Origin of the sequence: Microbacterium sp. UBA1097, from assembly GCF_002313585.1 — a bacterium.
GTDB lineage: Bacteria > Actinomycetota > Actinomycetes > Actinomycetales > Microbacteriaceae > Microbacterium.
In genome coordinates this window covers 89,945-115,907 of record NZ_DCBW01000016.1, presented here as the reverse complement: position 1 = coordinate 115,907, position 25,963 = coordinate 89,945, and the positions used below count along the sequence as shown (strand labels likewise).

Below are 25,963 nucleotides of genomic sequence, written 5' to 3'. Positions count from 1 at the left end.
GCGTCGGCGGGCACGAGTTCGCCAGCCGAGACTGTGCGCGCTGCAACGAGCCCTTCCCCGAGGTCGTCAGCCCTGAGGTAAGCGTTCGACGCGACTCCCAGAGCGACATCCACGACGGCAAGGTCCGCTGCAGCTACCGGCTCGCCGGGAACTATCGCTCGGACGGCTACGTAGACGGGTTCGGTCTGGCGCGCCGACGACACGATGAACCACACACCACCGACGGAAGCCAGAACCAGAACGACGCCGACCAGGAACCGCAGGTCTGCCCACGCGGGGCGCCGGGAGGTATGAGAGCGGGAGGACATGCGAACCATGGTCGCCGAGACTCGTGAATCGCTGCCGCGCTTATCCACAGCGGGCGCCGCTGCGCCGCCCTGTCAGAACCCGGCGTCATAATGGGGACATGCCCCAGCCTCCCGCCGCCGACGCGCGCCTGTTGACGCCATCGCAGGTCGCCGAAGTGCTCGCGATCGAGGTCGAGGACGTGATGGCCCTGGTCCTGGCCGGGCAGCTCCGCGGGATGCGTGTCGGCGAAAGCGGGCAGTGGCGCATCGACGAGATGAGTGTCGAGTCCTACCTCGACGACCAGGTCGAACAGACCCGACGCATGGCGCTGTGGCACCAGTCGCAGACCGCGAGCTTCCCGGAACTGTGGGGCACCGGGGCCATTCGCAACCCAGACTGATCCGGGAGGCTTCCGCGGGTCAGAGCCCCGCGTCTCCGGCCGCCACGACCAGCTGCGCGAGGGCGCCGAACGGAACCATCCGAAATCCGGTCACCGCCGACGGATGCCGCGGAACGTCGAGGTCGTGAATGGCAAGGTCGAAGTGATCCGCGCCGGCTCGATCGACGGTTCCGGTCAGCGCGTCGTCCGCGACCAGTTCGACAAGAACGGGAACCCGCCGGCGTGCGAGGTCGCGCAGCACGAAACCGAGATCCATCCGCTCGCGGAGGGCTTGCCCCACACGTCCCGAAGCGCTGTGCAGAAGGTCGGCGTGCGCCATCCGTAGCCCCGTGAGCCCACCGAGCGGAACGATGCTGACGGAGGACGGTCCTCGGTCGACCGCCAACCAATCAGCACCCACGGCAACGATTCGCCCTTCGACGCCGGCGCCGCCGCTCAACTGCACCCGCACCTGGGCCTGAGCGTCTCGCAGCACGAGCAGCCGGTCCCTCAGCGACACGCGCGACAGGCGCACCCGCTCGGACTCGGAGGCGAGGGCCGCACGCTCGGCTTCCCACTCGGCTGACGCCTGAGCTTCGAGGTCATCGAACAGCCGGTCCCATCGCACGGGGCGAGCGTACGTCGTAGATGAGGAGTCGATGAGAAACTGTCCACAGCGGGATCCCGGCCCCCACCGAGCCCCCTGCCGTGTGCTCTACTTCTCGACATCCTGTTACCGGTCGAGAGTGAGATCTCATGGCGACGACGCAATCGAGCTTCGCACGCGCTTACCGCGCGGCAGACGAAGCGGCCGAGCTGAACCAGTACTTCGCGCCACAGCGCACGAGCACCGCCGACCTCCCCGATCCCGAGACCTTCCTGCGCAACATCTCTCGTGGGGTCCTGGAGATCTTCGCGGGTGTCCGCGAGGTTGACCAACTCGCCAGGTGGCTGACCGAGGATGCGTATCGGAAGCTCGTCACCCGGGCCAACCTCGCCGCCCGCGCACGAAGCGCCCGCGGCATCCCAGCGAAGCGTCCCGTGCATCAGATCGTTTCCGTACGCCACTCCTCCCCCGCCGACGGCATCGTCGAGGGCGTGGTCATCGTCCGCGGTCCGGCGCGCACCCGTGCTGTGGCCCTGCGGTTGGAGGGCATGGACGGTCGGTGGCGCACCACCTCTCTCGCCCTGCTCTGACAACGCCGCGGACGGCGCGCCGCCTTACTGCCGGTACGACGACAGGAAGTTGCCGAGCCGCTCGATAGCCTCAGTCAGCACTCGGGATTCAGGAAGCGTCACGATCCTCACGTGGTCCGGGGTCGGCCAGTTGAATCCCGTCCCCTGCACGAGCAGCACCTTCTCGGCGACAAGGAAGTCGTACACGAGCTTCGCATCATCCCGGATGTCGTACACGTTCGGATCGAAGCGCGGGAAGGCGTACAGCGCGCCCTCCGGCTTGACGCAGCTCACCCCGGGGATCGACTCCAGCGCCTCCCAGGCGGCATCCCGCTGCTCATGCAACCGCCCCGTGGGAGCGATCAGCGCGTCGATCGACTGGACTCCCGACAGCGCAGCCTGCACGGCGTACTGCGCCGGAACATTGGGACACAGCCGCGTCGAGGCCAGCAGGGTGATTCCCTCCAGGAAGCCGGCTGCGTGATCCTTCGGCCCCGTGATCGCGAGCCACCCCGAGCGATAGCCGGCGACTCGATAGGTCTTCGAGAGCCCGTTGAAGGTCAGCACCAGCAGATCCGGCGCAACGGCGGCCATCGGGATGTGTCTCGCATCGTCGAAGAGGATGCGGTCGTAGATCTCGTCAGCAAGGACCAGAAGCGAGTGTTCGCGGGCGATGTCGGCGATCTGATCGAGGACTTCGCGGGTGTAGACGGCACCGGTCGGGTTGTTGGGGTTGATGACGACGATCGCTTTGGTGCGCTCGGTGATCTTCGAGCGGATGTCTTCGATGTCGGGCTGCCAACCGTTCTGCTCGTCGCACAGGTAGTGAACGGGCGTCCCACCCCCCAGGCTCGTCATCGCCGTCCACAGCGGGTAGTCGGGTGCGGGGATCAACACCTCGTCGCCCTCGTCCAGGAGGGCCTGCATCGTCATCGTGATGAGCTCGGAGACCCCGTTACCGAGGTACACGTCATCGGGGTCGAGCGCCGGGAATCCGGGAACCTGCTCGTATCGGTAGACGACGGCGAGCCGAGCAGACTTGATGCCGCGGCTGTCGCTGTACCCGTGGGCTTCGGGTACCGCCTCGATCATGTCCCGCACGATCTGGAACGGAGCCTCGAAGCCGAAAGCTGCCGGGTTCCCCGTGTTCAGCTTGAGGATCCGGTGTCCCTCGGCCTCCAGACGATCGGCCTCGACGAGGGCCTGCCCCCGGATCTCGTAGAGGACGTGCTTGAGTTTGCTCGACTGGTCGAGCGGCCGGGGGTGGGTCATCCGTTCAGGATAATGCCGCACCCACCGGGCCACCTGACCGCGCGTGGATCGCGGGTCTCGCGTTCTGCGCTTACTTCTTCTTGTCGGCAGCGCGCCGCTGGGCGCGGTTCAGCGGCTGCTGGGCAGCCGGCGCCGGCGCTTCACCGTCGGTGCGCTGGCCGAACGCGCCGCGCACAGCGGGGGGCGTCGGCGCGACGGGCGCTGCGGGCGCGGATGCCGCGGCCTGGCGGGCCCGGCTGGTGGCCGCCTGCTGCACCTGGCCGCGTTCGTTTCGCACCTCGACTTCACCGGCGTCATTGGCCGCGGAGTACTGCAGACGCTGTCCCTCCACGGGCGCGATCGACAGACCCTTGGCCTCGACCTCGGCGGCGTTCTCTCCGTCCGCGCGGCGGACCTCGACCTCGAGGTTGTAGAGGTACCCGACTGACTCTTCCTTGATCTGGCCCATCATCTGCTGGAACATCTGATAGCCCTCGCGCTGGTACTCGATGAGCGGATCACGCTGCGCCATCGCGCGCAGGCCGATGCCGTCCTTCAGGTAATCCATCTCGTAGAGGTGGTCTCGCCAGCGGCGGTCGACGACCTGAAGCACGACCCGCCGCTCAAGCTCGCGCATGGCAGCTTCGCCGAGGCTTTCTTCGCGCTTCTGGTAGGCGATGCGTGCATCCGAAATGATCTCGCGCTTCAGTACCTCGGGGGTGACCTTGCCCTTGCTTCCGGACTCGGCGACGACCTCGTCGATTGTGAGAGAGACCGGATATAGCGTCTTGAGTTCGGTCCACAGCGCGTCGAAGTCCCAGCTCTCGGTGTGACCGGTACCCGTGTGATCGTCGATCAGCGTGCTGATGGCGTCCTCGATGAAGTGCTGGACGCGGTCGGCGATGTCATCCCCCTCGAGGATGTGGCGGCGATCCGAGTAGATCGCTTCGCGCTGCCGGTTCAGGACATCGTCGTACTTCAGCACGTTCTTGCGCAGCTCGGCGTTACGCGCCTCCACCTGCGATTGCGCGCTCTTGATCGCCCGCGAAACCATGCCCGATTCGATGGCGACGTCGTCGGGGAAGTTGGTGCGCGAGAGGATTGCCTCGGCAGCCCCTGACTGGAACAGGCGCATGAGGTCATCGGTCAGCGACAGGTAGAACCGGCTCTCTCCCGGGTCGCCCTGACGTCCCGACCGACCCCGCAGCTGGTTGTCGATGCGGCGCGACTCGTGCCGCTCCGTACCGAGCACGTATAGACCGCCGGCTGCCACAACCTTCTCGGCCTCTTCGGAAACGTGGTCGCGGGTGGACTGGTAGACGGCATCCCACTCGGCCTCGTACTCGTCCGGTGTCTCCACCGGGTCGAGCCCCTTGGCCTTCATCTCCTGAACCGCGAGGAACTCGGCGTTCCCGCCCAGCATGATGTCGGTTCCGCGCCCGGCCATGTTCGTCGCAACCGTGACTGCGCCCAGTCGCCCGGCGCGCGCCACGATCTCGGCCTCGCGAGCGTGGTTCTTCGCGTTGAGAACCTCGTGTTTGATGCCCTTCTTCGCGAGCAGACGCGACAGGTATTCGCTCTTTTCCACCGAGACGGTGCCGACGAGCACCGGCTGCCCCGACTCGTGGCGCTTCGCGATGTCTTCGACGACCTGAGCGAACTTCGCAGGCTCGTTCTTGTAGACGAGGTCGGACTGATCCTTGCGGATCATCGGCTTGTTCGTCGGGATCGCGACGACTCCCAGCTGGTAGGTCGACATGAACTCGGCAGCCTCGGTCTCGGCGGTGCCGGTCATGCCCGAGAGCTTGTCGTAGAGGCGGAAGTAGTTCTGCAACGTCACTGTCGCGAGAGTCTGGTTCTCGGCCTTGACCGGGACACCTTCCTTCGCCTCGATCGCTTGGTGGATGCCTTCGTTGTAGCGGCGGCCCACCAGGATTCGGCCCGTGTGCTCGTCGACGATCATCACCTCGTCGTTCATGACGACGTAGTCGGTGTCGCGCTTGAACAGGGCGAGCGCCTTGATCGAGTTGTTCAGGAACGAGATCAGCGGAGTGTTGACTGACTCGTAGAGGTTGTCGATCCCGAGATAGTCTTCGACCTTCTCGATACCCGGCTCGAGCACGCCGATCGTGCGCTTCTTCTCGTCGACCTCGTAGTCGATTCCCGGCTCGAGAGTGCGAGCGATCTTCGCGAACTCGGCGAACCACCGGTTCGCTTCTCCCGCGGAGGGGCCCGAGATGATCAGGGGTGTGCGGGCCTCATCGATGAGGATCGAGTCAACCTCGTCGACGATCGCGAAGAAGTGTCCGCGCTGGACGAGGTCCTCCCGGCGCCACGCCATGTTGTCGCGAAGGTAGTCGAAACCGAACTCGTTGTTCGTGCCGTAGGTGATGTCTGCGAGGTACTGCTCCCGGCGCACCTCGGGGGTCTGTCCCGACACGATCGTGCCGGTCGTCATCCCCAGCGCCCGGTACACACGCCCCATGAGGTCGGCCTGATAGCTCGCGAGGAAGTCGTTGACGGTAATCACGTGCACGCCCTTGCCCGCGATCGCGTTCAAGTACGCCGGAAGTGTCGCCACCAGCGTCTTGCCCTCACCGGTCTTCATCTCCGCGATGTTGCCGAGGTGCAGGGCAGCGCCGCCCATCAGCTGCACGTCGTAGTGCCGCTGACCGATCGTCCGCTTGGCGGCCTCCCGCACGGCGGCGAAGGCCTCGGGCATCAGCTTGTCGAGCGTCTCGCCAGCCTCGTAGCGGGTGCGAAACTCCGCGGTCTCGTCCCGCAGCTCGTCGTCAGTCAGCTGCGAGTACTCGTCCTCGAGGGCGTTGACCGCCTTCGCAACCTGCTGCAAGCGCCGCAGGAGCCGACCTTCACCGGCACGCAGGAGTTTCTCGAGAGGATTGGCCACGGAAAGCTCTCCATCTGTCAACGGCGGCACCCGGGGTGCCGACCCGGCGCGAACCGCGCGCGGACATACCGACTCATGTTACCGGGCCGTGACCTTGGCGTGCGCTGGGTCCGCTCCCAGCGGAAGCGTCCCCGCTTTCCCGCCCCAGCAAACGCGCACCCTGAGTCTCTCGGGGAAGACCCTGAAATGTCATCGACAGTGTTGGCCGTGCCCGCAGGCGCGGGATAGGTTGCACGCGGGGGATCACACGAAGCCATCCGCGCTCATCGGGGGAACGCTTCGTCGCGAATGGAAGGAGTATGTCTATGGCTGTGTGGCGTCGGTGGGTATTTCCCATCCTTTTCGTTATCGTGTTCGGGGCTCTCGCCGCCGCACTCGTGAAGATGGCGTTCTTCCCCGATACGGCGACGGCCTCGGCAGATCCGGGTGGGCAGATCACCGAGCCGGTTGTGCCCGTCGTCCGCCAGAGCGTGATCGACGAACTGACCCTCGAAGGAACGATCGCGCGCGACGACGCCGTGACGGTGCGTTCCGAGGTCGACGGAGCCGTCAGCGAGGTCAAGGTTGCACCGGGACAGTCGGTCGCAGCCGGTCAGGTCTTGATGACGATCAAGCAGTCCTATCCCGCCAAGACGATCGATGTGCTGGCCCCGGAGGCCGGCGAGGTGACCGCCGTGGCCGTGGTGAAAGGACAGCCGACGAGCATCGGAGGCGAAATCGCGACGCTCAGCCCCACCCGGTATCACGTGCAGAGCACCATCGAGCCGGTGCAGCTGTATCGACTGCTGAATGCCCCGACCGAGGGCGAAGTCACAATCCAGGGCGGCCCCGCGCCCTTCTCATGCACGGGCCTATCGGTGCAGGTGTCCGAAGACGGCACGACCAGCATCACGTGCGCCGTCCCGACCGACCAGACAGTGTTCGCAGGCCTTCGGACCGAGCTGTCCATCCGGGTAGCGACTGTCGATGATGCCCTGGTGGTTCCGGTCACTGCAGTGCGCGGTGGAGCAGGCACCGGGCTGGTGTGGGTGGATGCCGGCACCGGCGCCCCCCTCGAAGAGCGGGAAGTCGGACTCGGAGTCAGCGACGGCACCGTCGTGGAGGTCGTCTCCGGACTGACCGACGGCGAGCAGGTGCGGCAGTTCGTCCCCGGCCTCGCGGCCCCGAACGAACCGGTCTGCTACGACGACGGGATGGGTGGTCAGTTCTGCGAGGACCCGGGGTGGAGCTGGTGAGCCTTGTCAGGCTCGAGGGTGTGACCAAGCAGGTCACACTCCCCGACGAGTCGACGCTCGACATCCTGCGCGGTGTCGACCTTGCGGTGTCGGCAGGAGACCACGTCGCGATCGTCGGCCGCAGCGGCTCGGGCAAGTCCACGCTGCTGAACATCCTGGGCCTCCTCGATCTGCCGACCTCGGGAACCGCAGAGTTTCGAGGCACGCCGGTCGCCGGCATCCGGCGTGGGCGCCTCGACCGGATGCGGGGGCGCGACGTCGGCTTCGTCTTTCAGCAGTTCCACCTGCTTGCCGGGCGCACGGCGCTCGAGAACGTCGAGATGCCCCTCGGGTACGCGAGTGGCAAGCAGTTCTGGCGCCGCCGGGAGCTTGCCCGCGCGATGCTCGACCGTGTGGGCTTGGCCCACCGGTTGGACACGCCGCCCGAGAGACTGTCGGGCGGCGAGCAACAGCGCGTCGCCATCGCGCGAGCCCTCGTGCGCCGCCCGGCGCTTATCCTCGCCGACGAACCGACGGGGGCTCTGGATGTCGAAACCGGCGCCGCAGTGATGGCGTTACTCGACAACATTGCCACCGAGAGCGCCGCTGCCCTGGTGACGATCACTCACGATCTTCATGTGGCGGCTCGTGCGCGGCGGCATCTGCGACTGGCCGATGGTGTGCTCTCCCCCGTGGACCTTGACCGGGCGTTCGCTGACACCGCGCTCGGGGCGGTCTCGGCATGAGCGGGTTCATCGGCGCGCTCCTGGAGGCGTGGGCGGAACTTCGCCATCACAAGCTGCGGGTCCTGCTGAGCTTGATCGGTATCGCCGTCTCGGTTGCCGCCCTCACCGCGGTCGTCGCACTCGGCGAGTATCAGCGTCAGGCGGCAGCCGAGCAATCCGACCGCTACGGCGGGCGCGTCGCCACGATATCGGTGTCGGCATCGGCCACCGACGGAGCGCCCATGGACTGGGACAGCTTCGACGAGGACGTCTCGGGCGCCGCCGCCCGCTTCGAGCTGTCCTACGTCTCGCGACTTGCGGCATCCGTGACCCTGCAGGTACAGACGCCGGAGTGGGTCAGGCCCGTCACAACGATGCTGGTGGATCCCGCGTACCCCGTCATCCATCGATCGACAGTTGCCGAAGGCCGCTGGTTCGTGCCCGGTGACGAGGGGCTGCTGGCGCCGCCGGTCGTCATCAGCTACCCCCTGTGGACGGCTTTGGGAGCACCGCCGTTGGCAACGCATCCGACGATGGAGGTGATCGGCGGCGCGGGAGGCACCTTCCCCATCATTGGCGTCACGCCCCGTGAGGGCGACTGGGACTCGAATAAGCAGATCTGGATGCTGTACGACGGATACCGGGATCGTGTGGACTCGCTGCCCGCCGAGACCGGGGTCACGTGGGAGCTCTGGGTTCCCGAAGAGATCGTGCCGACGGTCGGTGCGTTGCTGGCATCGGATGTCCGCGCCGCGGCCGGGGAGGCGGTGCAGGTATCGGTCTCGCGCACCGACTGGGGATCGCGTCCCGATGCGCAGGCGTCCGCGGCGATGTTCGAGCTCGTGACCGGTTCGATAGCCGTGCTGATCCTGGTGCTCGGCGGGTTGGGGCTGGTCAACATACAGCTGGTGGCCATGCGCCAGCGCATCCGCGAGATCGGCGTGCGCCGCAGCTTCGGGGCAACCGCGGGCCGGATCTTCACGGCGGTCCTCCTCGAGAGCGTCGTTGCAACCGCCGTTGCCGGTGTCGTCGGAATCGTGCTGGCCGTCGCCGTCATGCGCACGCCGATGGTGCTGACCATGTTCGGCGCCCTGCAGGATGTGCCGCCCTTCCCCGTGCGGGCGGCGATAACAGGGCTGATCGCATCTGTCGTCATCGGCGCGCTGGCGGGATTCCTTCCCGCACTGGTGGCGGTGCGCTCACGCGTCATAGACACCCTGCGCGTCTGACCACTCAGCCCGAACACGGCTGCGCGATTCTAGGATCGAGGCATGGCCGGCTTTTGGGGACGACGCAAGCGTGAACAGGCCGAGACGGCGCAACAGGATGCCGACCTCGCTCGCCGCGCGCAGAGCTCGCTCGTTGCGGCAGACGAACACATCCGACTCGCCGTCGACGAGGTCTCGTTCGCCGAAGCCGAACTCGGACCGAACGCGGTCGGCGACCTGCGCGCCGCGCTCGACTCGGTGCGAACCCACATGCAGGAGGCCTTCCACCTGCACCAGCTCAACCACGACGAGATACCCGATACCGCCGACGAACTCCGCACTCGAAACACCCGCATCGTCCAGCTGTGCGAGTGGGCAGAAGATCTCCTCGAAGATCGGATGGCGGCTCTTGCCGAACCGATCGAGCGGGCACGTCGGGCGCCCGAGATCATCGCCCGGGTCCGCGCTGACGCTGCCCGCGTCCGGGAACGCATTCCGCACGCACGTGAGACCGTGGCACGGCTTGCCACGAGGTACGCGCCGAGCGCGCTGGAGGGTGTCGCCGCGAACCCCGCCGAAGCCGAACAGCTCCTGAGCTTCGCTGAGCACAGCGCGGGAGTCGCCGAGCGTCGACGGGAAGCCGGACAACGGGAGCAGGCGAACCTCGCGATGGAAGCTGCCACCGAGGCTGCCCGACGCGCCGAAACCCTGGTGGACGCAGTCGAGACCTTCGAAGTCGAAGCCCTCCGAGCCGAGGCGACACTCGGCGCTATCGTCGAGGACTCGCGCGGGGATCTGATCGCTGCGCGCACCGCGCCGCAGGTCCCCGCGGTCATCGAGGCGATGTCGGCCCTGCAGGCGGCGCTCGCCGCCCTCCCTGCCGCGGGCGTGAACACCGACCCCTTCGAGCACCTGACTCGGATGCGGGAAGCCAACGCAGCGCTGGACGCGGCAGTCGCTGCGGCGCTAGAACGAGCTGCCCGCCCGATCCCGGAGCTCGGTCATGTGCGAAACGCGATCGATGACGCCGACCGCCAGCTCGCGGTGGCCCGAGATGTCATCGCGGGCCACCGCGGCTGGATCGGTGCCGACGCGCGCACGCGCCTTGCCGAAGCCGAGCGCGTCCGGGCGGACCTGGACCGCGTCGTCGGAGGCGCTGCCGCGACCGTCCCCACCATCCCCGAGGACGATCGCGATCAAGCCATGGAGTTCGCCCGCCGCTCCGCCCAGCTGGCAGGCGATGCGCTGCGGTATGCCCAGCGCGACATCGACGCATCCCGTCCCTCGGCCGGTCCGCATCCGCAGTGGGGCGGCCCGATGGAGGGCTTCGGGCGCCGGACCGGCGGCGGTTCGGACCTCGTGGGCGGAATCCTCGGGGGCCTTGTCATCGGCAGCATCCTGGACGGGATCTTCGACTGAGAGACGGATGCCGCAAGCTCTACGGCTCGCGGCATCCGTCTCCGATCTTGCGGCAGTGCCGCGGGCACTCAGCTCACGAGGGCCGCCGGGCTTGCCTCGGTGGTGAGGGAGATCACACCGTAGTCCCAGCCTTTGCGGCGGTACACCACGCTCGGGTGATCGGTTGCGGCGTTGATGAACAAGAAGAAGTCGTGTCCAACCAGTTCCATCCGGTCGACAGCCTCCTCGACCGTCATCCACTCCGCCTCGAATTCCTTCGTGCGGATGACGACTGGCGTGTATGCCTCGTCGTCCTCACCGTCGACGATCGGCACCTCGCCGGTCGCGACGCGCCGGAGGACATCTGCCGATGCGGGCTGGATGTCGATCCCGTCGAGCTCGCCGCGTTCCTTGTCGAACATCGCCTTGCGGGGGTGGTTTCGGGCATCGACCCTCTTGTCTTTGGCGCGTCGCAACTGCTCGCACAGCTTGTCGACAGCCATATCGAGCGCTGTGAACTTGTCGGCATCGGTCGCCTCAGCCCGCACCAGCGGACCTTTGCCGGTGAGCGTGAGCTCGACAGTGTGGTCTTCGACCCGGCCCGTGCGGTAAGTGCGATGAGTGACCTTGACATCGATGCGCTGCGCACGGGGTGCGAGGTGTTCGATCCGGACGAGTTTCTCTTCGACGACCGAGCGGAAGCGATCGGTGATACCGACTCCCACGCCGACGATGTTCGTGTCCATCTTGACCTCCTTGTTTCCGGTCCGCCCGGTTCCAAGGGCGGACCATCAGTCGCCTTGTTACCCCCACGTTAGACCCTGGCCATCTGCCTGTCACGCACGATTTCCGCCGTGTCAGTATCCTCCGCCATAACCCCGGTAGACTGACTTTTGCCCGGTCCTCGGCGGCTCGGCGCGAGCCGATGAAGTCTATTGTTCGCGTGGTGAGCGCCCCTGGCCGGACGACCATCGCAGCGGCGTGGACGCGACGGTCACCGCCCCGAGAACCGCGACTCCCGCCTCGCGCAGCGCCTCGGCTGCCGCTCGAAGCGTCGCGCCGGTCGTGACAACGTCGTCGATCAACAGCACGGGGCGACCGGGCACGAATCGCACGGCGAACATGCCCTCGGTATTGCTTTCCCGCGCCGCCCGGCCAAGCGCCCGTTGATCCACGCCGGCACCGACACTGCGCAGGACCGGAACGCACCGCATGCCGGCCTGCCTGGCAATGAGGTCGACGACACGGTATCCGCGACGACGGAACGCAGCAGCTGACGAGGGGATCACGACAGGAATCACAGTTCCCGTCGCGAGTGCGGCAACCAGCCCGCCGGGCACGAGATCGGCCCGCTCGAGCGTCGTGCGCAGGGCAGCCCCCAGAGGGCGGACGAGTCGGGTCCTCCCCTCGGTCTTGAGAGAGCGCATCACCCCGACCACCGGACCGTCGTACGCGACGGCGCTGAACACGGTGAGCTCACCCACCATCCGGCACCGCGTGGTGCTGCGGCGCAACTCCAGTTCACACGAGTCGCACAGCGAGGAGTCTGGCCGACCGCATCCGGCGCAGTCGACGGGAATCAGCCACGAGAGCGCCTGCGAGGCGGCATCGCGTGTCCACTCGACTCCGCGATGGATACGAGAGGTGGTCACGACTCCACCGTGCACGGGCACTGAGGCCTCACGAGCTCGCGTTCGGGTCACTGGGGATAGCGGTCTCCCGCGCCCGGCTCGGGAGAAAGGTTCGAGTCACTGCTGCGGGGTGCCCTGCTGCACCGCCAGGAGCGAGATGCCCTCGGTGGTCTGCAGCCAGTTCGCTCCCCGCCGCACGTACAGTCCCCCGTCATCGGATCTCAGCCGGATACTCGAGGTCGCCGTCGCCACCGTTGTGATCGACGCGCCGGCCGGCCCAGCGATCGTCGAGGACGTACCTCCGACTACCTGCTCGACGATCTCGGTCTCAGTTCCCGATCGCGTGACCACCGCGACAGTGACATCGTCGGTCCACACCATCGACACCGCCTCTCCGGCGATCGTCCCGGCAACGATCGGCTCGCCGAGCCGCGCCGGTACCCCCCGGTTATCGCTCTCATCGCGAATGACGCCCGACAGCCATAGCTCGGTTCGGTCCCCGATGCGCACGACGCCCGCCATGCGGGCGCCGTCGCGCGAGATCGACATCGCTTGCACGTCTGTGGCGCCCGCCGCAGCCCAGGACTGGGAGAGCAGGGGTGATTCTATGCCTGGACCGAAAGCGGTGAGTGCTGCCGGCGATCGCGCCGGAATACTCCACACATAGCCTCGGGCATCAATCACCGGATCGCGCAAGCCGCTGCGGGTGTCGAGCACGACGACGTCATCGGTAACGTCAGCACGGGCAACCGAACCATCGGCCGAACGCACTGCCGCACTCTCCTGATCCGGTCCGACCTGCACCGCCACCGGGTTGCTTCGCACGACGGCACCCGAGAGTCCCCCGATCGGCGTCAACTCACTGCCCGGCAAGAAACCGAAGCCCTCGTCGGTCAACACGAGCGGGCCCCCGGTAACTGCGGTCGATCGGGTCTGGACCGGCGTTGCAGCGATGGGAACGCCATCAACCGTCAGTTCCACCTCGGTGATCCCGGCGGTAGCGAGGCTCGCTTCCAGCTGGGTAGCCATGCGGTCGATCGTGAGCTGCTGGAGCGCGAGAGCCTCGGCGGACAGCTCGACCTGCGCCGTACCGGCACTCTGCGGCACAGACGAATAGACCGAGGTCACGTCGTCAGTGAAGGCTGTCGACACAGCCCCGGCGAGCCAGTCGCTCGGCTGCTCATCGACCAACGCAGTGGTGATACGCACGGCGGCGGACGTCGTCGGGAACCATCTCTCGTCGGGAACGAGATAGGTCCACGAGGTATCGAAGTACATCACGGAGTAACGATGGAACACTGTCCCGAACACGCTTTCGTCCAGGACGATCCCGTCGGGAGCCTTGGAGATCCGCCATTGGCCTGCGACCTGTATCAGCTCGAACGCGAGTGTCGCGGTGCCGCCCAGAGCCGGCTCGTAGCGGCCCGTCGCATCGACGCTGGCGACGGGAGCGAGGATGACTTTCACGGTGTCGTCGACCGCTGGTTGCGCAACGATTTCGCCGGTGGGCACGACCGCCACACCCGCTGAGGGGTCCCATGAGGACTGGATCGCGGGCGCAAGGAAGGAGCGGGCGGTTGCCCAGTCAGCGCTCGAGCCGGACCCTGCGAGGAGGAAACCCTCGACGATCTCCTCCTGGGTGGCGCCCGGCTGCGGTCCGTCCGGGAAGAAGCGCACCTCGGGTCCGGTGCGTACCTCGTCGACGGGCCGGCCGGCCGTGACAGGACCGCTGACAGGAAGTCCTGCACAGGCGGAGAGCACCAGGATGCCGAGTATCGCCAGCACGGTGCCGATGAGCCGCCTCATGATCCGCCCCCCGCCGCCGGGTCGCCGCTCGGAATCGTCGAGATCGGCTGGGTGTGTTCGAAAGCGTCGACCGTGTTCTCGTCACCGGGATCGAGCGGAATCGGCGAGTCCAACGGAAGCGCCGCGGGCCCCGTCCGGTGCGCGCCGCGTGGAAGAGTGAGCACGAAGTGGGCACCGCGTCCGGGTTCCGACCACACTGCTAGGTCTCCCCCGTGCAGCTTCGCGTCACCGAGCGAGATCGCAAGGCCCAGTCCCGTGCCGCCGAGGGTTCGCTTGCGGGACGGATCAGCGCGCCAGAACCGATCGAACACGCGTGCGGCATCCTCGGCGGCGATGCCCATTCCGAAGTCTCTCACCCCAACGGCGACGGCCTGCTGATTACTGTCCACGGTGACCACGACGGGCTTACCCTCCCCGTGTTCGATCGCGTTGCCGATCAGATTCCGCAGGATCCTGCGCACGCGCCGGGCGTCCATGTCCACGGGCGAGTAACCGCCGGGGGCGACCAAGCGTAGATCAGTGTTGTGTTGGTGAGCGATCTGCTCCATTGACGCGATGACGTCCTCCGCGACGTGGGCAAGGCTCGTCGGCTCCAGTTCAAGCTGCACGGATCCCGCGTCGTACCGACTGATCTCCAAGAGGTCACTCAGAAGCACTTCGAAGCGCTCGACCTGAGCGGCAAGCAACTCGGCGGCGCGCGCTGTCGCCGGATCGAAATCATCCCGACGGTCGTTCAGCATGTCGGCGGCCAGCCGAATAGTGGTCAGCGGGGTTCGCAGCTCGTGCGAGACATCGGAGACGAATCGTTGCTGCACCAGCGACAGATCGGCAAGCTCCTTGATTTGCGTCTCGATGCTGTCCGCCATGGCGTTGAAGGACTCGCCCAGCGTCGCGAGCTCGTCTTCGCCACGCACCGGCAGCCGGACCCCCAGCTCCCCCGCCGCGAGCTTTGCGCTGGTCTGTGCAGCTTCACCGATGGGAGTGGTTACCGAGCGGAGCACGAACCAGGCGATGCCCCCGATGAGCAGGACCAGGGCAACCCCTACGACCCACAGTGTGGCCTGCACGAACCGCAGGGTCTGATCAGCTCCCTCAAGGCCATACGCGTAGTAGACCTCGAAGTCGCCGACCTGCGGGAAGATCAGCTGCTGCCCCACGACGATGCCCGGGGTGCCTGCGGCGTCGAGGGCGACAGACTGCCACCATTGCTGATTGGCGTCGGCTCGCACCTTCTCACGCAGGCCCTCGGAAATGATCGCCGTGTCGAACTCGCCGACGCGGTATGCCTGCGCAGCAGGATCAGAGGCCCCGATCCGGAACGTCGCGATCATGTCGGTCGACGATTGCTGCTGCAGGGCAGTGCGCAACCCGAGCCACACGCGCTGGATCTGTGCCGGGTCCCCCTGCGTGTCGGCTCCGTCGAGCACTGTCTGCGCGGATGCCGTTGCACGAAGCGCCTGCTCGGTGACTTCGTCGCGCCGGGACGCGAAAAGATCATCCTGAATAGCCAGGGCCGTCCAGGTCACGGCGATCAGGATGGCGAAAGCTGTCAGCACGATCGTCACCGAGAGTGTGCGAAACCGCAGCGAGCGTCGCCACAGGTGCACGAGGTTGTCGGGCCACGCCCTCCAGTTGCGCCGCCAGATCAGCGGACGAAACGACGGCTCGGCGGCCCCTCGGGAGCCCACTGTCTCACCTCACGCGACCGCTGCACGCGGCCCGATCGTCGACAACGCTCACTCCACAGCACCGGCCCGGTAGCCCACACCGCGCACTGTCGTCACGATGCGCGGGTTGTCGGGGTCAAGTTCCACCTTGGCGCGCAGCCGCTGCACGTGCACATTGACCAGGCGCGTGTCGGCCTTGTAGTGGTAGCCCCAGACCTGCTCGAGGAGCATCTCCCGCGAGAACACCTGCTGCGGCTTGGAGGCAAGCGCGACCAGGAGCTCGAACTCCAGGGGCGTGAGCGAGATCACGTCATCACCGCGTCGTACTTCGTGGCCCGCGACATCGATCGTCAGATTCCCGATCCGCAGCGTCTCCTGCGACGGCTGCCCGCCGGGGCGCAGTCTGGTCCGGATGCGGGCCACGAGCTCTTTCGGGTTGAACGGCTTGACGATGTAATCGTCAGCACCGGATTCGAGCCCGCGGACGACATCCGCGGTGTCGGTGCGTGCCGTCAGCATGATGATCGGGATGCCCGACTCGGCACGAATAGCCGTGCAGATCTCGATGCCGTCGCGACCGGGAAGCATGAGATCGAGCAGGATGAGGTCGGGGCGTTCCGCGCGCCAGGTGTCCACAGCGGCGTTTCCGTCGGCGCAGAAAACCGTGTCGAACCCTTCCGTGCGCAGCACGATCCCGATCATCTCCGCCAGTGCGGTGTCGTCGTCGACAACCAGGATGCGTGAGTTCATCGCGCCTTCGTTCCTTGCGTCCAGCCTGCGCACTGGCGGCAGGCGGCCGCGTGTGCTTCCCCCGAGAGTAGTCGACTCCACCTGTGCGCACGCCGTTGATTCGCGCGCGCGTCGGTGCCGGCTCGGGCGGCGGGTGGCACGCCCGACGCGATGGTAACTGGCATGAGCGGGTCTGCGTCCCGTGTGACACGATGGAAACTCGCGTCGATTCCAGCCTGTAGGAGGAACCCGTGACCGCGTACCCGTCTTGGACGCCTGCGCCGCGGCCCGGGATCATCCCGCTGCAGCCGCTGACGTTCGGCACGATTCTGGGTCGTTCGTTTTCGGCGCTGCGGCACAACCCCAAGGTGCTGCTGGGGTTCGCGATGGTCGTGCAGACCGTCGCATACCTTGTCGTAACCATTGCGATCTCGGGAATCGCGTTCGCAAGCTTCTCACGGCTGGACACGGTGCCGGCGGGCACCGACGAGTGGGATGCCGTCTTGACGGGATCGATAACGCTCACCGCGCTGTCGGGCCTGGTGCTCGGTCTTCTCGCTGGTGCGGTTGGTGTTCTCGTTCAGGCCGTGGTGATCTCCGACGTTCTGCACGCTGCGGTGGCCGAAAAGATGACGCTGCGGATGCTGTGGCAGCGTGTGCGGCCCGTGGCCTGGCGACTGATCGGCTACACGATCCTTCTCTCGCTCGCGATCGGCGTGATCGTGATCATCGTCGGTGGTCTGATCGCCGTGCTCGCTGTCGCCGTTCCCGCCGCCGCGGTCATCCTCGGAATCCTGGTGATCCTCGCTGCCATCCCCCTCAGCCTCTGGCTCGCCGTGAAGCTTCTGCTCGTTCCGGCGGTCCTGATCGTCGAGCACACGTCGCTGGGGGCGGCGCTCGGTCGCTCATGGCGGCTCTCACGGGGCCGGTTCTGGGTGATCCTGGGAATCCTGGTGCTCGTATCGCTCGTTTTCGGTGCCGTCGCACAGGTCGTCAGCATCCCGTTCTCGTTCCTCGCCTCCGCGCTGACAACGGTGATCGCCCCCACTGGTGATGAGAGCGCAGCGGCGATCATCGGCATTGTCGCAACCCTCGGTCTCACGCAGATCGTGACGCTTCTCATCCAGTCGGTCGCGGTCATCGTGCAATCCACCGCCGCGGGACTCGTGTACATCGACTGCCGGATGCGGCACGAGGGCCTGGACCTCGACCTCCTCGAGTACGTAGATCGCAGAGACGCGGGAGACACCGACCTCCCCGACCCGTACGTCGTTCACGTTGGGCGCGCCGCTCAACCGCGCTGGCCCACCGCGTACGGGCAACCTGCCCCGTTCGCCCCTCCGCCGGGCTACACGATCGTTCCCCCGCCCGCCGCGGAACAGACATCCGCGTCGCCCGCAGCCGTCCCGCCGGCCCCAGACCAATCGCCGCCGGCCCCGACCGCCGGACCCGATGACGATCAGACGACATGGGCGATGCCTCGGTGATCTCAGAGATCCCGCTCATTCCGGATGGCGAGCAAGCTCGAGACTGGGCTGTGCAGGAGCTCGCGGATCCGGTCTATCAGGCGGCGCAGCCGACCTGGTTCGACCGAGCCGCACAGGCGGCCCGGGATGCCCTCGCCTCCCTGTTCTCACCCGACGTCGCGCCGGAGTGGGCGGCGATTCTCGCCCTTGTCGTCGCCATCATCGCCATCGCTGTCATCGTCATCGCGATTCTCGTGTGGGGGGTACCTCGGCGCACGTCCTCGCGAAGAGCCCGCACCGGCGAACTGTTCGGAGACATCGACTATCGAACCGCCGAGGGGCTGCGGACGGCAGCCGAGGCTGCCCGGAACCGTCGAGACTGGGACGCGGCTATCGTGCTGCGCTTCCGGGCAGCAGCCCGCGGCCTGGACGAACGGGGACTGATCGAGCTCACTCCCGGAACGACTGCACGGCAGTTCGCGGTGCGCGCCGATGCTCTGGCAGCGCCGGTGAGCGCGGGAGCCAGGGAAGCGGCCACCGTCTTCGAGGACGTGCGCTACCTTCAGCGGCCCGGGACCGAGACAGGATACGTCGTGGTGGCCGCGGCCGACAGCGCGCTGGCCAGGCTCGAATCCGCGCAGGGCGCACCCGCCGAGGTTCACGGGTCATGAGCCTCGATGTCCGCGAGCGGCGTGTTGCTGGCGCCGACCTCTCGACCTCCAGCGCCCGCCGCGGCTCGATACTCGGATGGATAGCGATCATCGTCGGGCTCATCGCGGTCGGAATCGTCGGTGCGAGCATCGTCGGTGGCGGCGAATGGAGCCAGCGCGAGTCGCTCGATCCTGAGTCCGCGGCCCCGACGGGCACCCGGGCGCTGGCACGCATCCTGGCCGAGCAGGGCGTGGAGGTGCGGGTAGTCCGCTCGCACGAGCAGGCTGCCGCAGAACTGCGTGACGGCGCGGCGACACTGGTGCTCCCCGATGCACCTGCGCTCTCCGACGACGCGATCTCCGCCCTTGCCGCGCCAGCGGCAGACGTCGTCCTCATCGACCCGCGCTCGCGGACGCTCCGCCTGATAGCCGATGGGGCGAACGCGGTGGGCGTCGCCGACGATGCGCTCGTGCAGCCGCAGTGCTCGGTACCGGAGGCGCAACGGGCTGGAGCGATCCGTCCGCGAACGGTCTTCCTCGCTACGGATGCCGCCCAGTGCTATCCGGCAGCCGGAGGCTTCGCCCTGCTGGTGCGCGAAGCCGTCCGCTCCGATGTCCCGGGCACCCAGCGGGTGTCGGCAGTCGACGGGGCTGCGCTCTTCACGAACGAACACCTCCCCGAGGACGGCAATGCCGCCCTCGCGCTGGGTCTGATGGGAAGAAACGCCACGCTCGTCTGGTACGTTCCGTCCGTCGCCGACACCGACCTGGACCCGGCCAGCCCGTCCCTCGGCGAACTCACTCCCCCGTGGGTCAGCCCCGTGATCGTCCTCATGCTGGTGGCCGCCGTCGCGGCGGCGCTCTGGCGCGGCATCCGTTTCGGACCGCTTGTCGGCGAACGGCTGCCGGTGACGGTGCGCGGCGAAGAGACCACGCGGGGGCGGGCGCACCTCTACGCACGATCCGGCGACACTGCGCACGCCGCCTCCCTGCTGCGCCACGGCGCGCGCGTGCGGATCGCGCGGCTGCTCGGTCTGTCGGGCTCGTCGTCGGCAGCAGAAGTCGCCGACGCACTGGCCAGCGTGTCGGTGTCGCCGCGGGAGGAAGCGCGAACCATCCTGGACGGCGCACCCCCGACGTCGCGGCGCGACCTTGACGAGCTTCACGACCGATTGCGCCGACTCGAAGCCGCAGCACGGTCGGCACTTCACCCTGAAAGGAACAACCGATGACGACCTCCGACCCGGCACCGACCACGGCCGACGCCCCTACCGCCGACGATTCCGCCCGAGCCGCCGTCGGTCGCGTACGTGACGAAATCGGCAAGGCGGTCGTCGGGCAGGATGCCGCGATCACGGGCCTCCTGATCGCGCTGCTTGCCCGCGGACATGTCCTGGTCGAGGGCGTACCCGGTGTCGCCAAGACGCTGCTGGTACGGGCCTTCAGCCGCGCGCTCGGGCTTGAGACCAAGCGCGTGCAGTTCACTCCCGATCTCATGCCCGGCGATGTGTCTGGCTCGCTCATCTACGACGCCCGCTCGGGCGAATTCGAGTTTCGCGAGGGGCCGGTCTTCACCCACATCCTGCTGGCCGACGAGATCAACCGCACGCCGCCGAAGACCCAGGCGGCCCTGCTGGAGGCGATGGAAGAGCGTCAGGTATCGACCGACGGCGTGACCCGCCCGCTGCCCGATCCCTTCCTTGTCGCTGCCACCCAGAACCCGATCGAGCACGAGGGCACCTACACCCTCCCCGAAGCTCAGCTCGACCGGTTCCTCCTGAAGCTCATCGTCGACATGCCCGCGCGCGACGCGGAGGTCACGGTGCTGCGCCGACACGCCGACGGTTTCTCGCCGCGCGATCTCGACGAGGCCGGCGTGCAGACCGTCGTCACCGCCGCCGACCTCCGGGCGGCCCAGGCTGCGGTCCGGAACGTGACAGCCGCGGACGACGTCCTGGGCTACATTGTCGACCTCGCGCAGGCGACGAGGCAGAGCCCCTCCGTGCAGCTGGGTGCGAGCCCGCGCGCCGCAACCGCGCTGCTGGCGACGGCGAAAGCGTGGGCGTGGCTCGGGGGGTCACCGGCCATCACCCCCGACCACGTGCAGACGATGCTGCTGCCCACGTGGCGGCACCGTCTGCGACTTCGTCCGGATGCCGAGCTCGAAGGCGTCTCGGTCGAGGCACTGCTTCAGAGCATCCTGCAGCAAACACGCGTCCCGCTGTGAGCGCCGTATGTATGTGACCGGTCGGTACCCCCTGCTCGTGGGGGCCGGCGTTGTTCCCGTGATCCTCGGCTCGGTCGGCGGAATCCCCGCCTGGGCTGGGGCGGCCGCCTGGCTCGGACTCTGCCTCCTCCTGCTGGGTCTCGATGTGCTTGCCGCCCCCAATCCGCGTCGGGTGAACATCACGCGCGCTGGGCCGACAAAGGTGCTGCGCGACCAGCCGTCGCAGGTGACGGCAGCGGTCGTCAATACAGGTACGCGAACCCTCCGGATCCGCGTCCGAGACGCCTGGCAGCCGACGGCTGGCGCTACTACCGGAACGGCGGTGATACGGATTGACCCGGGCGCTTCGGGTCGCGTGGTCACCTCGCTGCTGCCTCGCCGGCGCGGAGAGCTGCGCAGCGCCGGATTCGCGGTTCGGTCGGCTGGGCCTCTCGGGCTCGCGGGTCGGAGCGCACTCATCGCGGTTCCTGGAAGCATCCGTGTTCTGCCGCCGTTCACCTCGCGGCGTCACCTCCCTTCACGCCTTGCGCGGCTGCGCGAACTCGACGGCAACACCAGCGTCCAGGTCCGGGGGCAGGGCACCGAGTTCGACTCCCTGCGCGAGTACGTGCGCGGCGACGATGTGCGCTCGATCGACTGGCGCGCCACGGCCCGGGCCAGCGCCACGATGCTGCGCACGTGGCGCCCCGAGCGCGACCGCCACATCGTCATCATCATCGATACCGGTCGCACCGCGGCGACACGCGTCGACGACGGTGTGCGACTTGATGCCGCGATGGAGGCAGCCCTCCTCCTCTCAGCGCTCGCTGCGCAAGCGGGCGATCACATCCACCTGTTGATGTTCGACCGAGCAGTGCGTGCCCGGGTGACCGGCCGCGACGGCGCAGCGCTGCTGCCGGCCCTCGTCGACGCCATGGTCGCCGTGGATGCCGGGCTCATCGACACCGACTGGGACGCCGCCTTTGCGCAGGCCCGGCTCCTGACCACCCGACCCTCGATGGTCGTCGTACTCACGGCGCACGACGATCCGGAGGCCTCGCGCGGCTTCCTCGGCGCTCTCCCCCTCATTCCCAGCCACACGCACGTTCTGGTCGCCGCGGCCCAGCCGGAGCAAACCGAGGCGTCACAATCCGATGCGTTCGAGGCCGCAGCCCGGGAGCGGGCCCGGTGGGACGCCGACCGAATGGTGACGGCGCTCTCCCGAGCGGGCGTCGATGCCCTGTCGGCCTCCGCCGAGGAACTGCCACCGCGCGTTGCCGACCGTTACCTCGCGCTCAAGGCGCTCGGCCGGCTCTGAACGGCGAACCGCGGCCCGACCGCGGGGTCACAGGTGAAAACCGGGGTGATTTCGCACGCGCGGGGCATGTCGTTTGCCTGTGATTCGCCTGAGAGCGCTAGGTTTCGGCCGAATGAAAGGAGCCAGAGATGGCTGAAACCACTTCCACCCCCGGCACAGCAACGAAGCTGATCGCCGAGGCACTGGGTACGTTCCTGCTCGTGTTCGGGTCGATCGGCACCGCCCTGTTCGCCGCGAACTTCGGCGCGAGCGAGAACGGCACCTCGCTCGGCGTCGGCTTCCTCGGAGTCTCCCTCGCATTCGGACTAACCCTGATGGCCGGTATTTACACCTGGGGTCCGATCTCGGGCGGCCACTTCAACCCGGCCGTCACGTTCGGGCTCGCCGCAGCCGGACGCTTCGCGTGGAAGGACGTTCCCGGCTACCTCATCGCTCAGGTCATCGGCGGCGCCGTCGGCACGACACTCATCGTGCTCATCGGGCTGTTCGGACCCGACGGGTGGCTCAGCGCCGCACAGGATGGCGGCTTCGCGAGCAACGGCTACGGCACAGCATCCCCCGGTGGGTTCGGCCTCGGCGCTGCCATCGTCGCCGAAATCCTCCTCACCGCGATCTTCCTGCTCGTGATCCTCGGCGTCACGCATCCCCAGCGCAACGCCGAGAAGTTCGCGGGACTCGTCATCGGTTTCACGCTCACGATGATCCACCTCGTCTCGATCCCGATCGACAACACCTCCGTCAACCCCGCCCGCTCGATCGCGACTGCCATCTACGGCGGCGGCGAGGCACTCGCCCAGCTGTGGGTGTTCATCGTGTTCCCCCTGGTCGGAGGCCTCCTGGCCGGTTTCGCCCACCGCGCGCTGTTCGAGCGCAAGCCGCTCCCGCCGATTCAGGCGGAAGCCCGCGTCAACTGAGGTCCCGGCCCAGCGCGGCTGCCGAATCACGCGCGTGCGGCAGCTTCGTGCATCCGCTGCGCATTGATACGCCGCACATGCACACATCCGCAGCACACGCGGTGTCACCGGCGGCGGCGGAAGCCCGCGTCAACTGACCGCACCGCAGAATACCGAAGCGGCCCGCCTCCGAGGAGACGGGCCGCTTCGGTATGGATGCTGAGACCGAGGCTCAGACCAGGTCGAACCGATCGAGCTCGGTGACCTTGCCCCACGCCTTCACGAAGTCGCGGACGAACTGCTCGTTCGCGTCGTCGCTCGCGTAGACCTCGGCGATCGCGCGAAGCTCCGAGTTCGAACCGAACAGCAGGTCGACGCGGGTCCCGCGACCGACGAGCTCGCCCGAACCATCCTTGGTGCCCTCGAACGCGTGGCTGCCCGGGTCCAGCGGACGCCAGGTCGTGCCGAGGTCGAGAAGGTTCACGAAGAAGTCGTTCGTGAGCACTCCCGGACGCTCGGTCCACACCCCGTACGCCGAGCCGTCGTAGTTCCCGGCGATGACGCGAAGACCACCGACGAGTACGGTCATTTCCGGTGCGGTGAGGGTCAGGAGGTTGGCCTTGTCGACGAGCAGGTGCTCCTCGGGCAGCCCGGATGCCGCAGCCACGGGGCCGAGGTAGTTCCGGAAGCCATCGGCGGCCGGCTCCAGGTACTGCATCGACTCGACATCCGTCTGCTCCTGCGACGCGTCGGTACGTCCGGGGTGGAAGGTCACGACAGCATCCACACCGGCATCCTTTGCGGCCTTCTCGACACCGGCGTTGCCCGCGAGCACGATGAGATCGGCAAGCGAGACCTTCTTGCCGCCCGGCGCCGAGGCGTCGAAGTCAGCCTTGATGCCCTCGAGTACGCCGAGGACCTTTGCGACCTGGGCGGGGTTGTTGACCTCGAAGTCCTTCTGCGGAGCAAGGCGCAGGCGAGCGCCGTTGACGCCACCGCGCTTGTCGCTGCCGCGGAAGGTGGATGCCGCCGCCCACGTGGTCTGCACCAGCTCGGCGACAGTGAGACCCGACTCGAGGATGCGCTGCTTGAGCGCCGCGGCGTCAGCCTCGTCGATCAGCGGGTGGTCGACCGGGGGCACCGGGTCCTGCCAAACGAGCTCCTCGGCGGGAACTTCGGGTCCCAGGTAACGAGCCTTGGGCCCCATGTCGCGGTGGGTCAGCTTGAACCACGCGCGCGCGAAGGCGTCAGCGAAGGCTGCGGGGTCTTCGAGGAACCGGCGCGAGATCTTCTCGTAGTCGGGGTCGAAGCGTAGTGCGAGGTCGCTGGTGAGCATCCGGGGCTCACGGCGCTTGGACGGGTCGTGGGCGAGGGGCACCATGTCGGCGCCGCCGCCGTTGACCGGCCGCCACTGGTTGGCGCCTGCGGGGCTCTTCATAAGCTCCCACTCGTAGCCGAACAGGATGTGGAAGAACTCGTTGTCCCAGCGCGTCGGGTGGTAGGTCCAGGTGACCTCGAGTCCGCTCGTGATCTGGTCGTCGCCCTTGCCTGAGCCGAAGTTGTTCTTCCACCCCAGGCCCTGCATCTCGGGCCCGGCGGCCTCGGGGTTGTTCTCGAGGTACGAATCGGATGCCGCGCCGTGCGTCTTTCCGAAGGTGTGACCACCGGCGATCAGCGCGACCGTTTCTTCGTCGTTCATCGCCATCCGCTTGAAGGTCTCCCGGATGTCGATCGCCGATGCCAGCGGGTCGGGGTTGCCGTTCGGGCCTTCGGGGTTGACGTAGATGAGACCCATCTGCACGGCAGCGAGCGGTCGCTCGAGGTTACGCTCACCCGTGTAGCGCTCGTCGCCGAGCCAGGTGGTCTCGGGGCCCCAGTAGACGTCGTCATCCGGCTCCCACGCGTCGACGCGTCCGCCGGCGAACCCGAAGGTCTCGAATCCCATGTTCTCGAGCGCGACGTTGCCGGCGAGGATCATGAGATCGGCCCACGACAGCGAGCGCCCGTACTTCTTCTTGACCGGCCACAGGATGCGGCGAGCCTTGTCGAGGCCGACGTTGTCGGGCCAGCTGTTCAGCGGAGCGAACCGCTGCTGCCCGGTGCCGCCGCCACCGCGACCGTCCATCACGCGGTAGGTCCCCGCGCTGTGCCAGGCCATGCGGATCATGAGCGGTCCGTAGTTGCCGAAGTCGGCTGGCCACCAGTCCTGCGAGACGGTGATGGTCTCTTCGATGTCCTTCTTCACGGCGTCAAGATCGAGGGCCTCGAACGCGGCCTTGTAGTCGAAGTCACCGCCGTAGGGGTTCGCCTCAACGGGGTTCTTCGCGAGGATCTTGAGGTTCAGCTTGTTCGGCCACCACACCTGGTTGGCCGAACCGTTCGTCGGGTGGGGCTGCGCGTGGATGACGGGGCAGGCGCCGTCGCCCGTGGCCTCGGCGACTTCCGCCTCGTCGGTGTCGGTGACGGTGACCGACTGATCGATGTCATTGGGCTGTTCCCCCAGGGGGGTGACTGCCGGGTCGTTTTCGCTCATGATCGTCCTTCCATGACGGTCGGGTTTTCGGTGGGTGATGAGGGGTCGACGTCTGAGGCGGAGCAGGACGCACACCTGCCCCAGAAAGTGATCTCGGCCTGCGAGAGCGTGAAGCCGTGCATCTGCGAGGGATGCAGGCACGGTGCTTCACCGGTGACGCAGTCGACGTCCTCGACGCGCCCGCACGAGGTGCACACCAGGTGGTGATGGTTATCGTCGATGCGCACTTCGAACCGCATGGGCTGGCCAGCCGGCTGGATGCGGCGAACGAGGCCGGCACCGGCGAAGTCACCGAGCGCGTTGTAGACAGATTGGAGCGTGGTGCCGGGGGCGCGGCGGTCGACATCCGCGAAGATCGCGTCGGCACTCGCGTGCGGGTGCTCGCGAAGAGCGTCGAGCACCGCGAGCCGCGCGCTGGTGACTCGGAGCCCCGCTGCGCGGATCGCGGATTCGGCCGACTCAGCATCGGCAGCCCCCGCGTCATCCATCACGCCCTCGACGCTATCGCATTTTTGAT

At 67.4% G+C, this 25,963-nt stretch carries 23 protein-coding genes; 12 read left to right on the top strand and 11 right to left on the bottom strand.

Annotated features, from left to right (window positions below; translation table 11 throughout):
• Positions 1–308, bottom strand: a 308-nt coding sequence (locus B4F19_RS04660) for an SAF domain-containing protein (RefSeq protein WP_292733058.1), incomplete at its 3' end; no start/stop codon positions are given.
• Between the two features lie 98 nt (positions 309–406).
• Between B4F19_RS04660 and B4F19_RS04655 the strand changes: the two genes are divergently transcribed.
• Positions 407–688, top strand: coding sequence for a helix-turn-helix domain-containing protein (locus B4F19_RS04655; protein ID WP_228177597.1), 282 nt, complete (start codon positions 407–409; stop codon positions 686–688).
• 19 nt (positions 689–707) lie between these two features.
• Here the strand turns inward: B4F19_RS04655 and B4F19_RS04650 are convergent, their stop codons facing one another.
• Positions 708–1,295, bottom strand: coding sequence for a hypothetical protein (locus B4F19_RS04650; protein ID WP_228177596.1), 588 nt, complete (start codon positions 1,293–1,295; stop codon positions 708–710).
• 128 nt (positions 1,296–1,423) lie between these two features.
• On the opposite strand from B4F19_RS04650, the gene B4F19_RS04645 reads away from it, so the two are divergent.
• Complete coding sequence (locus B4F19_RS04645; protein WP_228177595.1) at positions 1,424–1,864, top strand: Rv3235 family protein; 441 nt, start codon at positions 1,424–1,426, stop codon at positions 1,862–1,864.
• 24 nt (positions 1,865–1,888) lie between these two features.
• On the opposite strand, the gene B4F19_RS04640 is transcribed toward B4F19_RS04645, so the two are convergent.
• Together B4F19_RS04640 and secA are read right to left on the bottom strand one after the other, a co-directional pair.
• Complete coding sequence (locus tag B4F19_RS04640; protein WP_228177594.1) at positions 1,889–3,115, bottom strand: pyridoxal phosphate-dependent aminotransferase; 1,227 nt, start codon at positions 3,113–3,115, stop codon at positions 1,889–1,891.
• A gap of 70 nt (positions 3,116–3,185) precedes the next feature.
• Positions 3,186–6,002: a preprotein translocase subunit SecA gene (secA, locus tag B4F19_RS04635; RefSeq protein WP_292730195.1), complete on the bottom strand. Its 2,817-nt coding sequence runs from the start codon at positions 6,000–6,002 to the stop codon at positions 3,186–3,188.
• A gap of 305 nt (positions 6,003–6,307) precedes the next feature.
• Between secA and B4F19_RS04630 the strand changes: the two genes are divergently transcribed.
• The 4 genes from B4F19_RS04630 to B4F19_RS04615 are packed head-to-tail and all read left to right on the top strand — an operon-like array spanning position 6,308 to position 10,568.
• On the top strand, positions 6,308–7,237 hold the full coding sequence (locus B4F19_RS04630) for an efflux RND transporter periplasmic adaptor subunit (RefSeq protein ID WP_292730198.1): 930 nt from the start codon (positions 6,308–6,310) through the stop codon (positions 7,235–7,237).
• Positions 7,234–7,962, top strand: a complete 729-nt coding sequence (locus tag B4F19_RS04625; RefSeq protein ID WP_292733056.1) for an ABC transporter ATP-binding protein — start codon at positions 7,234–7,236, stop codon at positions 7,960–7,962. Before B4F19_RS04630 ends, B4F19_RS04625 begins: the two co-directional genes overlap by 4 nt.
• On the top strand, positions 7,959–9,170 hold the full coding sequence (locus tag B4F19_RS04620; RefSeq protein WP_292730204.1) for an ABC transporter permease: 1,212 nt from the start codon (positions 7,959–7,961) through the stop codon (positions 9,168–9,170). The genes B4F19_RS04625 and B4F19_RS04620 overlap by 4 nt, the downstream gene beginning before the upstream one ends.
• 42 nt (positions 9,171–9,212) lie before the next feature.
• Complete coding sequence (locus tag B4F19_RS04615; protein WP_228177589.1) at positions 9,213–10,568, top strand: hypothetical protein; 1,356 nt, start codon at positions 9,213–9,215, stop codon at positions 10,566–10,568.
• A gap of 68 nt (positions 10,569–10,636) precedes the next feature.
• On the opposite strand, the gene hpf is transcribed toward B4F19_RS04615, so the two are convergent.
• From hpf to mtrA, 5 genes are all read right to left on the bottom strand, one after another.
• On the bottom strand, positions 10,637–11,293 hold the full coding sequence (gene hpf / locus B4F19_RS04610) for a ribosome hibernation-promoting factor, HPF/YfiA family (RefSeq protein ID WP_292733054.1): 657 nt from the start codon (positions 11,291–11,293) through the stop codon (positions 10,637–10,639).
• 186 nt (positions 11,294–11,479) lie between these two features.
• Entirely contained in the window at positions 11,480–12,199 is a 720-nt protein-coding gene (locus B4F19_RS04605) for a ComF family protein (protein ID WP_292733052.1), read from the bottom strand.
• Positions 12,200–12,295: 96 nt separating this feature from the next.
• Positions 12,296–13,984, bottom strand: coding sequence for an LpqB family beta-propeller domain-containing protein (locus B4F19_RS04600; protein ID WP_292733050.1), 1,689 nt, complete (start codon positions 13,982–13,984; stop codon positions 12,296–12,298).
• A complete protein-coding gene (gene mtrB / locus B4F19_RS04595; protein ID WP_292733048.1) occupies positions 13,981–15,672 on the bottom strand; it encodes an MtrAB system histidine kinase MtrB in 1,692 nt (563 codons plus the stop codon). The genes B4F19_RS04600 and mtrB overlap by 4 nt, the downstream gene beginning before the upstream one ends.
• A 48-nt stretch (positions 15,673–15,720) precedes the next feature.
• Positions 15,721–16,401 (bottom strand): MtrAB system response regulator MtrA, encoded by a 681-nt coding sequence (gene mtrA / locus B4F19_RS04590; protein WP_292729878.1) that lies wholly within the window; start codon positions 16,399–16,401, stop codon positions 15,721–15,723.
• Positions 16,402–16,631: 230 nt separating this feature from the next.
• Between mtrA and B4F19_RS04585 the strand changes: the two genes are divergently transcribed.
• The 6 genes from B4F19_RS04585 to aqpZ all read left to right on the top strand — a co-directional run bounded on the left by B4F19_RS04585 (position 16,632) and on the right by aqpZ (position 22,934).
• The gene (locus B4F19_RS04585) at positions 16,632–17,867 is read left to right on the top strand and encodes a hypothetical protein (protein ID WP_292733046.1); all 1,236 of its coding nucleotides are present in this window, start codon (positions 16,632–16,634) and stop codon (positions 17,865–17,867) included.
• Positions 17,849–18,517: a DUF4129 domain-containing protein gene (locus B4F19_RS04580; RefSeq protein ID WP_292733044.1), complete on the top strand. Its 669-nt coding sequence runs from the start codon at positions 17,849–17,851 to the stop codon at positions 18,515–18,517. The genes B4F19_RS04585 and B4F19_RS04580 overlap by 19 nt, the downstream gene beginning before the upstream one ends.
• The gene (locus tag B4F19_RS04575; protein WP_292733042.1) at positions 18,514–19,728 is read left to right on the top strand and encodes a DUF4350 domain-containing protein; all 1,215 of its coding nucleotides are present in this window, start codon (positions 18,514–18,516) and stop codon (positions 19,726–19,728) included. The genes B4F19_RS04580 and B4F19_RS04575 overlap by 4 nt, the downstream gene beginning before the upstream one ends.
• Positions 19,725–20,723: an AAA family ATPase gene (locus B4F19_RS04570; protein ID WP_228177580.1), complete on the top strand. Its 999-nt coding sequence runs from the start codon at positions 19,725–19,727 to the stop codon at positions 20,721–20,723. Before B4F19_RS04575 ends, B4F19_RS04570 begins: the two co-directional genes overlap by 4 nt.
• Positions 20,724–20,730: 7 nt before the next feature.
• Positions 20,731–22,020 carry a DUF58 domain-containing protein gene (locus tag B4F19_RS04565; protein WP_292733040.1) on the top strand — a complete coding sequence of 430 codons (1,290 nt, stop codon included), beginning with the start codon at positions 20,731–20,733 and terminating at the stop codon, positions 22,018–22,020.
• A 128-nt stretch (positions 22,021–22,148) separates the two neighbouring features.
• Positions 22,149–22,934 carry an aquaporin Z gene (aqpZ, locus tag B4F19_RS04560; RefSeq protein WP_292733038.1) on the top strand — a complete coding sequence of 262 codons (786 nt, stop codon included), beginning with the start codon at positions 22,149–22,151 and terminating at the stop codon, positions 22,932–22,934.
• Positions 22,935–23,145: 211 nt separating this feature from the next.
• On the opposite strand, the gene katG is transcribed toward aqpZ, so the two are convergent.
• Positions 23,146–25,446: a catalase/peroxidase HPI gene (gene katG, locus B4F19_RS04555; protein WP_292733036.1), complete on the bottom strand. Its 2,301-nt coding sequence runs from the start codon at positions 25,444–25,446 to the stop codon at positions 23,146–23,148.
• Positions 25,443–25,934: a Fur family transcriptional regulator gene (locus tag B4F19_RS04550; RefSeq protein WP_292733138.1), complete on the bottom strand. Its 492-nt coding sequence runs from the start codon at positions 25,932–25,934 to the stop codon at positions 25,443–25,445. The genes katG and B4F19_RS04550 overlap by 4 nt, the downstream gene beginning before the upstream one ends.
• Positions 25,935–25,963 lie beyond the last annotated feature (29 nt).

Bases quoted from the DNA above. Each gene is read 5' to 3' on its own strand.
- B4F19_RS04655 (WP_228177597.1), top strand. From the start codon at position 407: ATGCCCCAGCCTCCCGCCGCCGACGCGCGCCTGTTGACGCCATCGCAG.
- B4F19_RS04645 (WP_228177595.1), top strand. From the start codon at position 1,424: ATGGCGACGACGCAATCGAGCTTCGCACGCGCTTACCGCGCGGCAGAC.
- B4F19_RS04640 (WP_228177594.1), bottom strand. From the start codon at position 3,115: ATGACCCACCCCCGGCCGCTCGACCAGTCGAGCAAACTCAAGCACGTC.
- B4F19_RS04630 (WP_292730198.1), top strand. From the start codon at position 6,308: ATGGCTGTGTGGCGTCGGTGGGTATTTCCCATCCTTTTCGTTATCGTG.
- B4F19_RS04620 (WP_292730204.1), top strand. From the start codon at position 7,959: ATGAGCGGGTTCATCGGCGCGCTCCTGGAGGCGTGGGCGGAACTTCGC.
- B4F19_RS04615 (WP_228177589.1), top strand. From the start codon at position 9,213: ATGGCCGGCTTTTGGGGACGACGCAAGCGTGAACAGGCCGAGACGGCG.
- hpf (WP_292733054.1), bottom strand. From the start codon at position 11,293: ATGGACACGAACATCGTCGGCGTGGGAGTCGGTATCACCGATCGCTTC.
- B4F19_RS04600 (WP_292733050.1), bottom strand. From the start codon at position 13,984: ATGAGGCGGCTCATCGGCACCGTGCTGGCGATACTCGGCATCCTGGTG.
- mtrA (WP_292729878.1), bottom strand. From the start codon at position 16,401: ATGAACTCACGCATCCTGGTTGTCGACGACGACACCGCACTGGCGGAG.
- B4F19_RS04580 (WP_292733044.1), top strand. From the start codon at position 17,849: ATGGGCGATGCCTCGGTGATCTCAGAGATCCCGCTCATTCCGGATGGC.
- B4F19_RS04575 (WP_292733042.1), top strand. From the start codon at position 18,514: ATGAGCCTCGATGTCCGCGAGCGGCGTGTTGCTGGCGCCGACCTCTCG.
- B4F19_RS04570 (WP_228177580.1), top strand. From the start codon at position 19,725: ATGACGACCTCCGACCCGGCACCGACCACGGCCGACGCCCCTACCGCC.
- B4F19_RS04565 (WP_292733040.1), top strand. From the start codon at position 20,731: ATGTATGTGACCGGTCGGTACCCCCTGCTCGTGGGGGCCGGCGTTGTT.
- aqpZ (WP_292733038.1), top strand. From the start codon at position 22,149: ATGGCTGAAACCACTTCCACCCCCGGCACAGCAACGAAGCTGATCGCC.
- katG (WP_292733036.1), bottom strand. From the start codon at position 25,446: ATGAGCGAAAACGACCCGGCAGTCACCCCCCTGGGGGAACAGCCCAAT.
- B4F19_RS04550 (WP_292733138.1), bottom strand. From the start codon at position 25,934: ATGGATGACGCGGGGGCTGCCGATGCTGAGTCGGCCGAATCCGCGATC.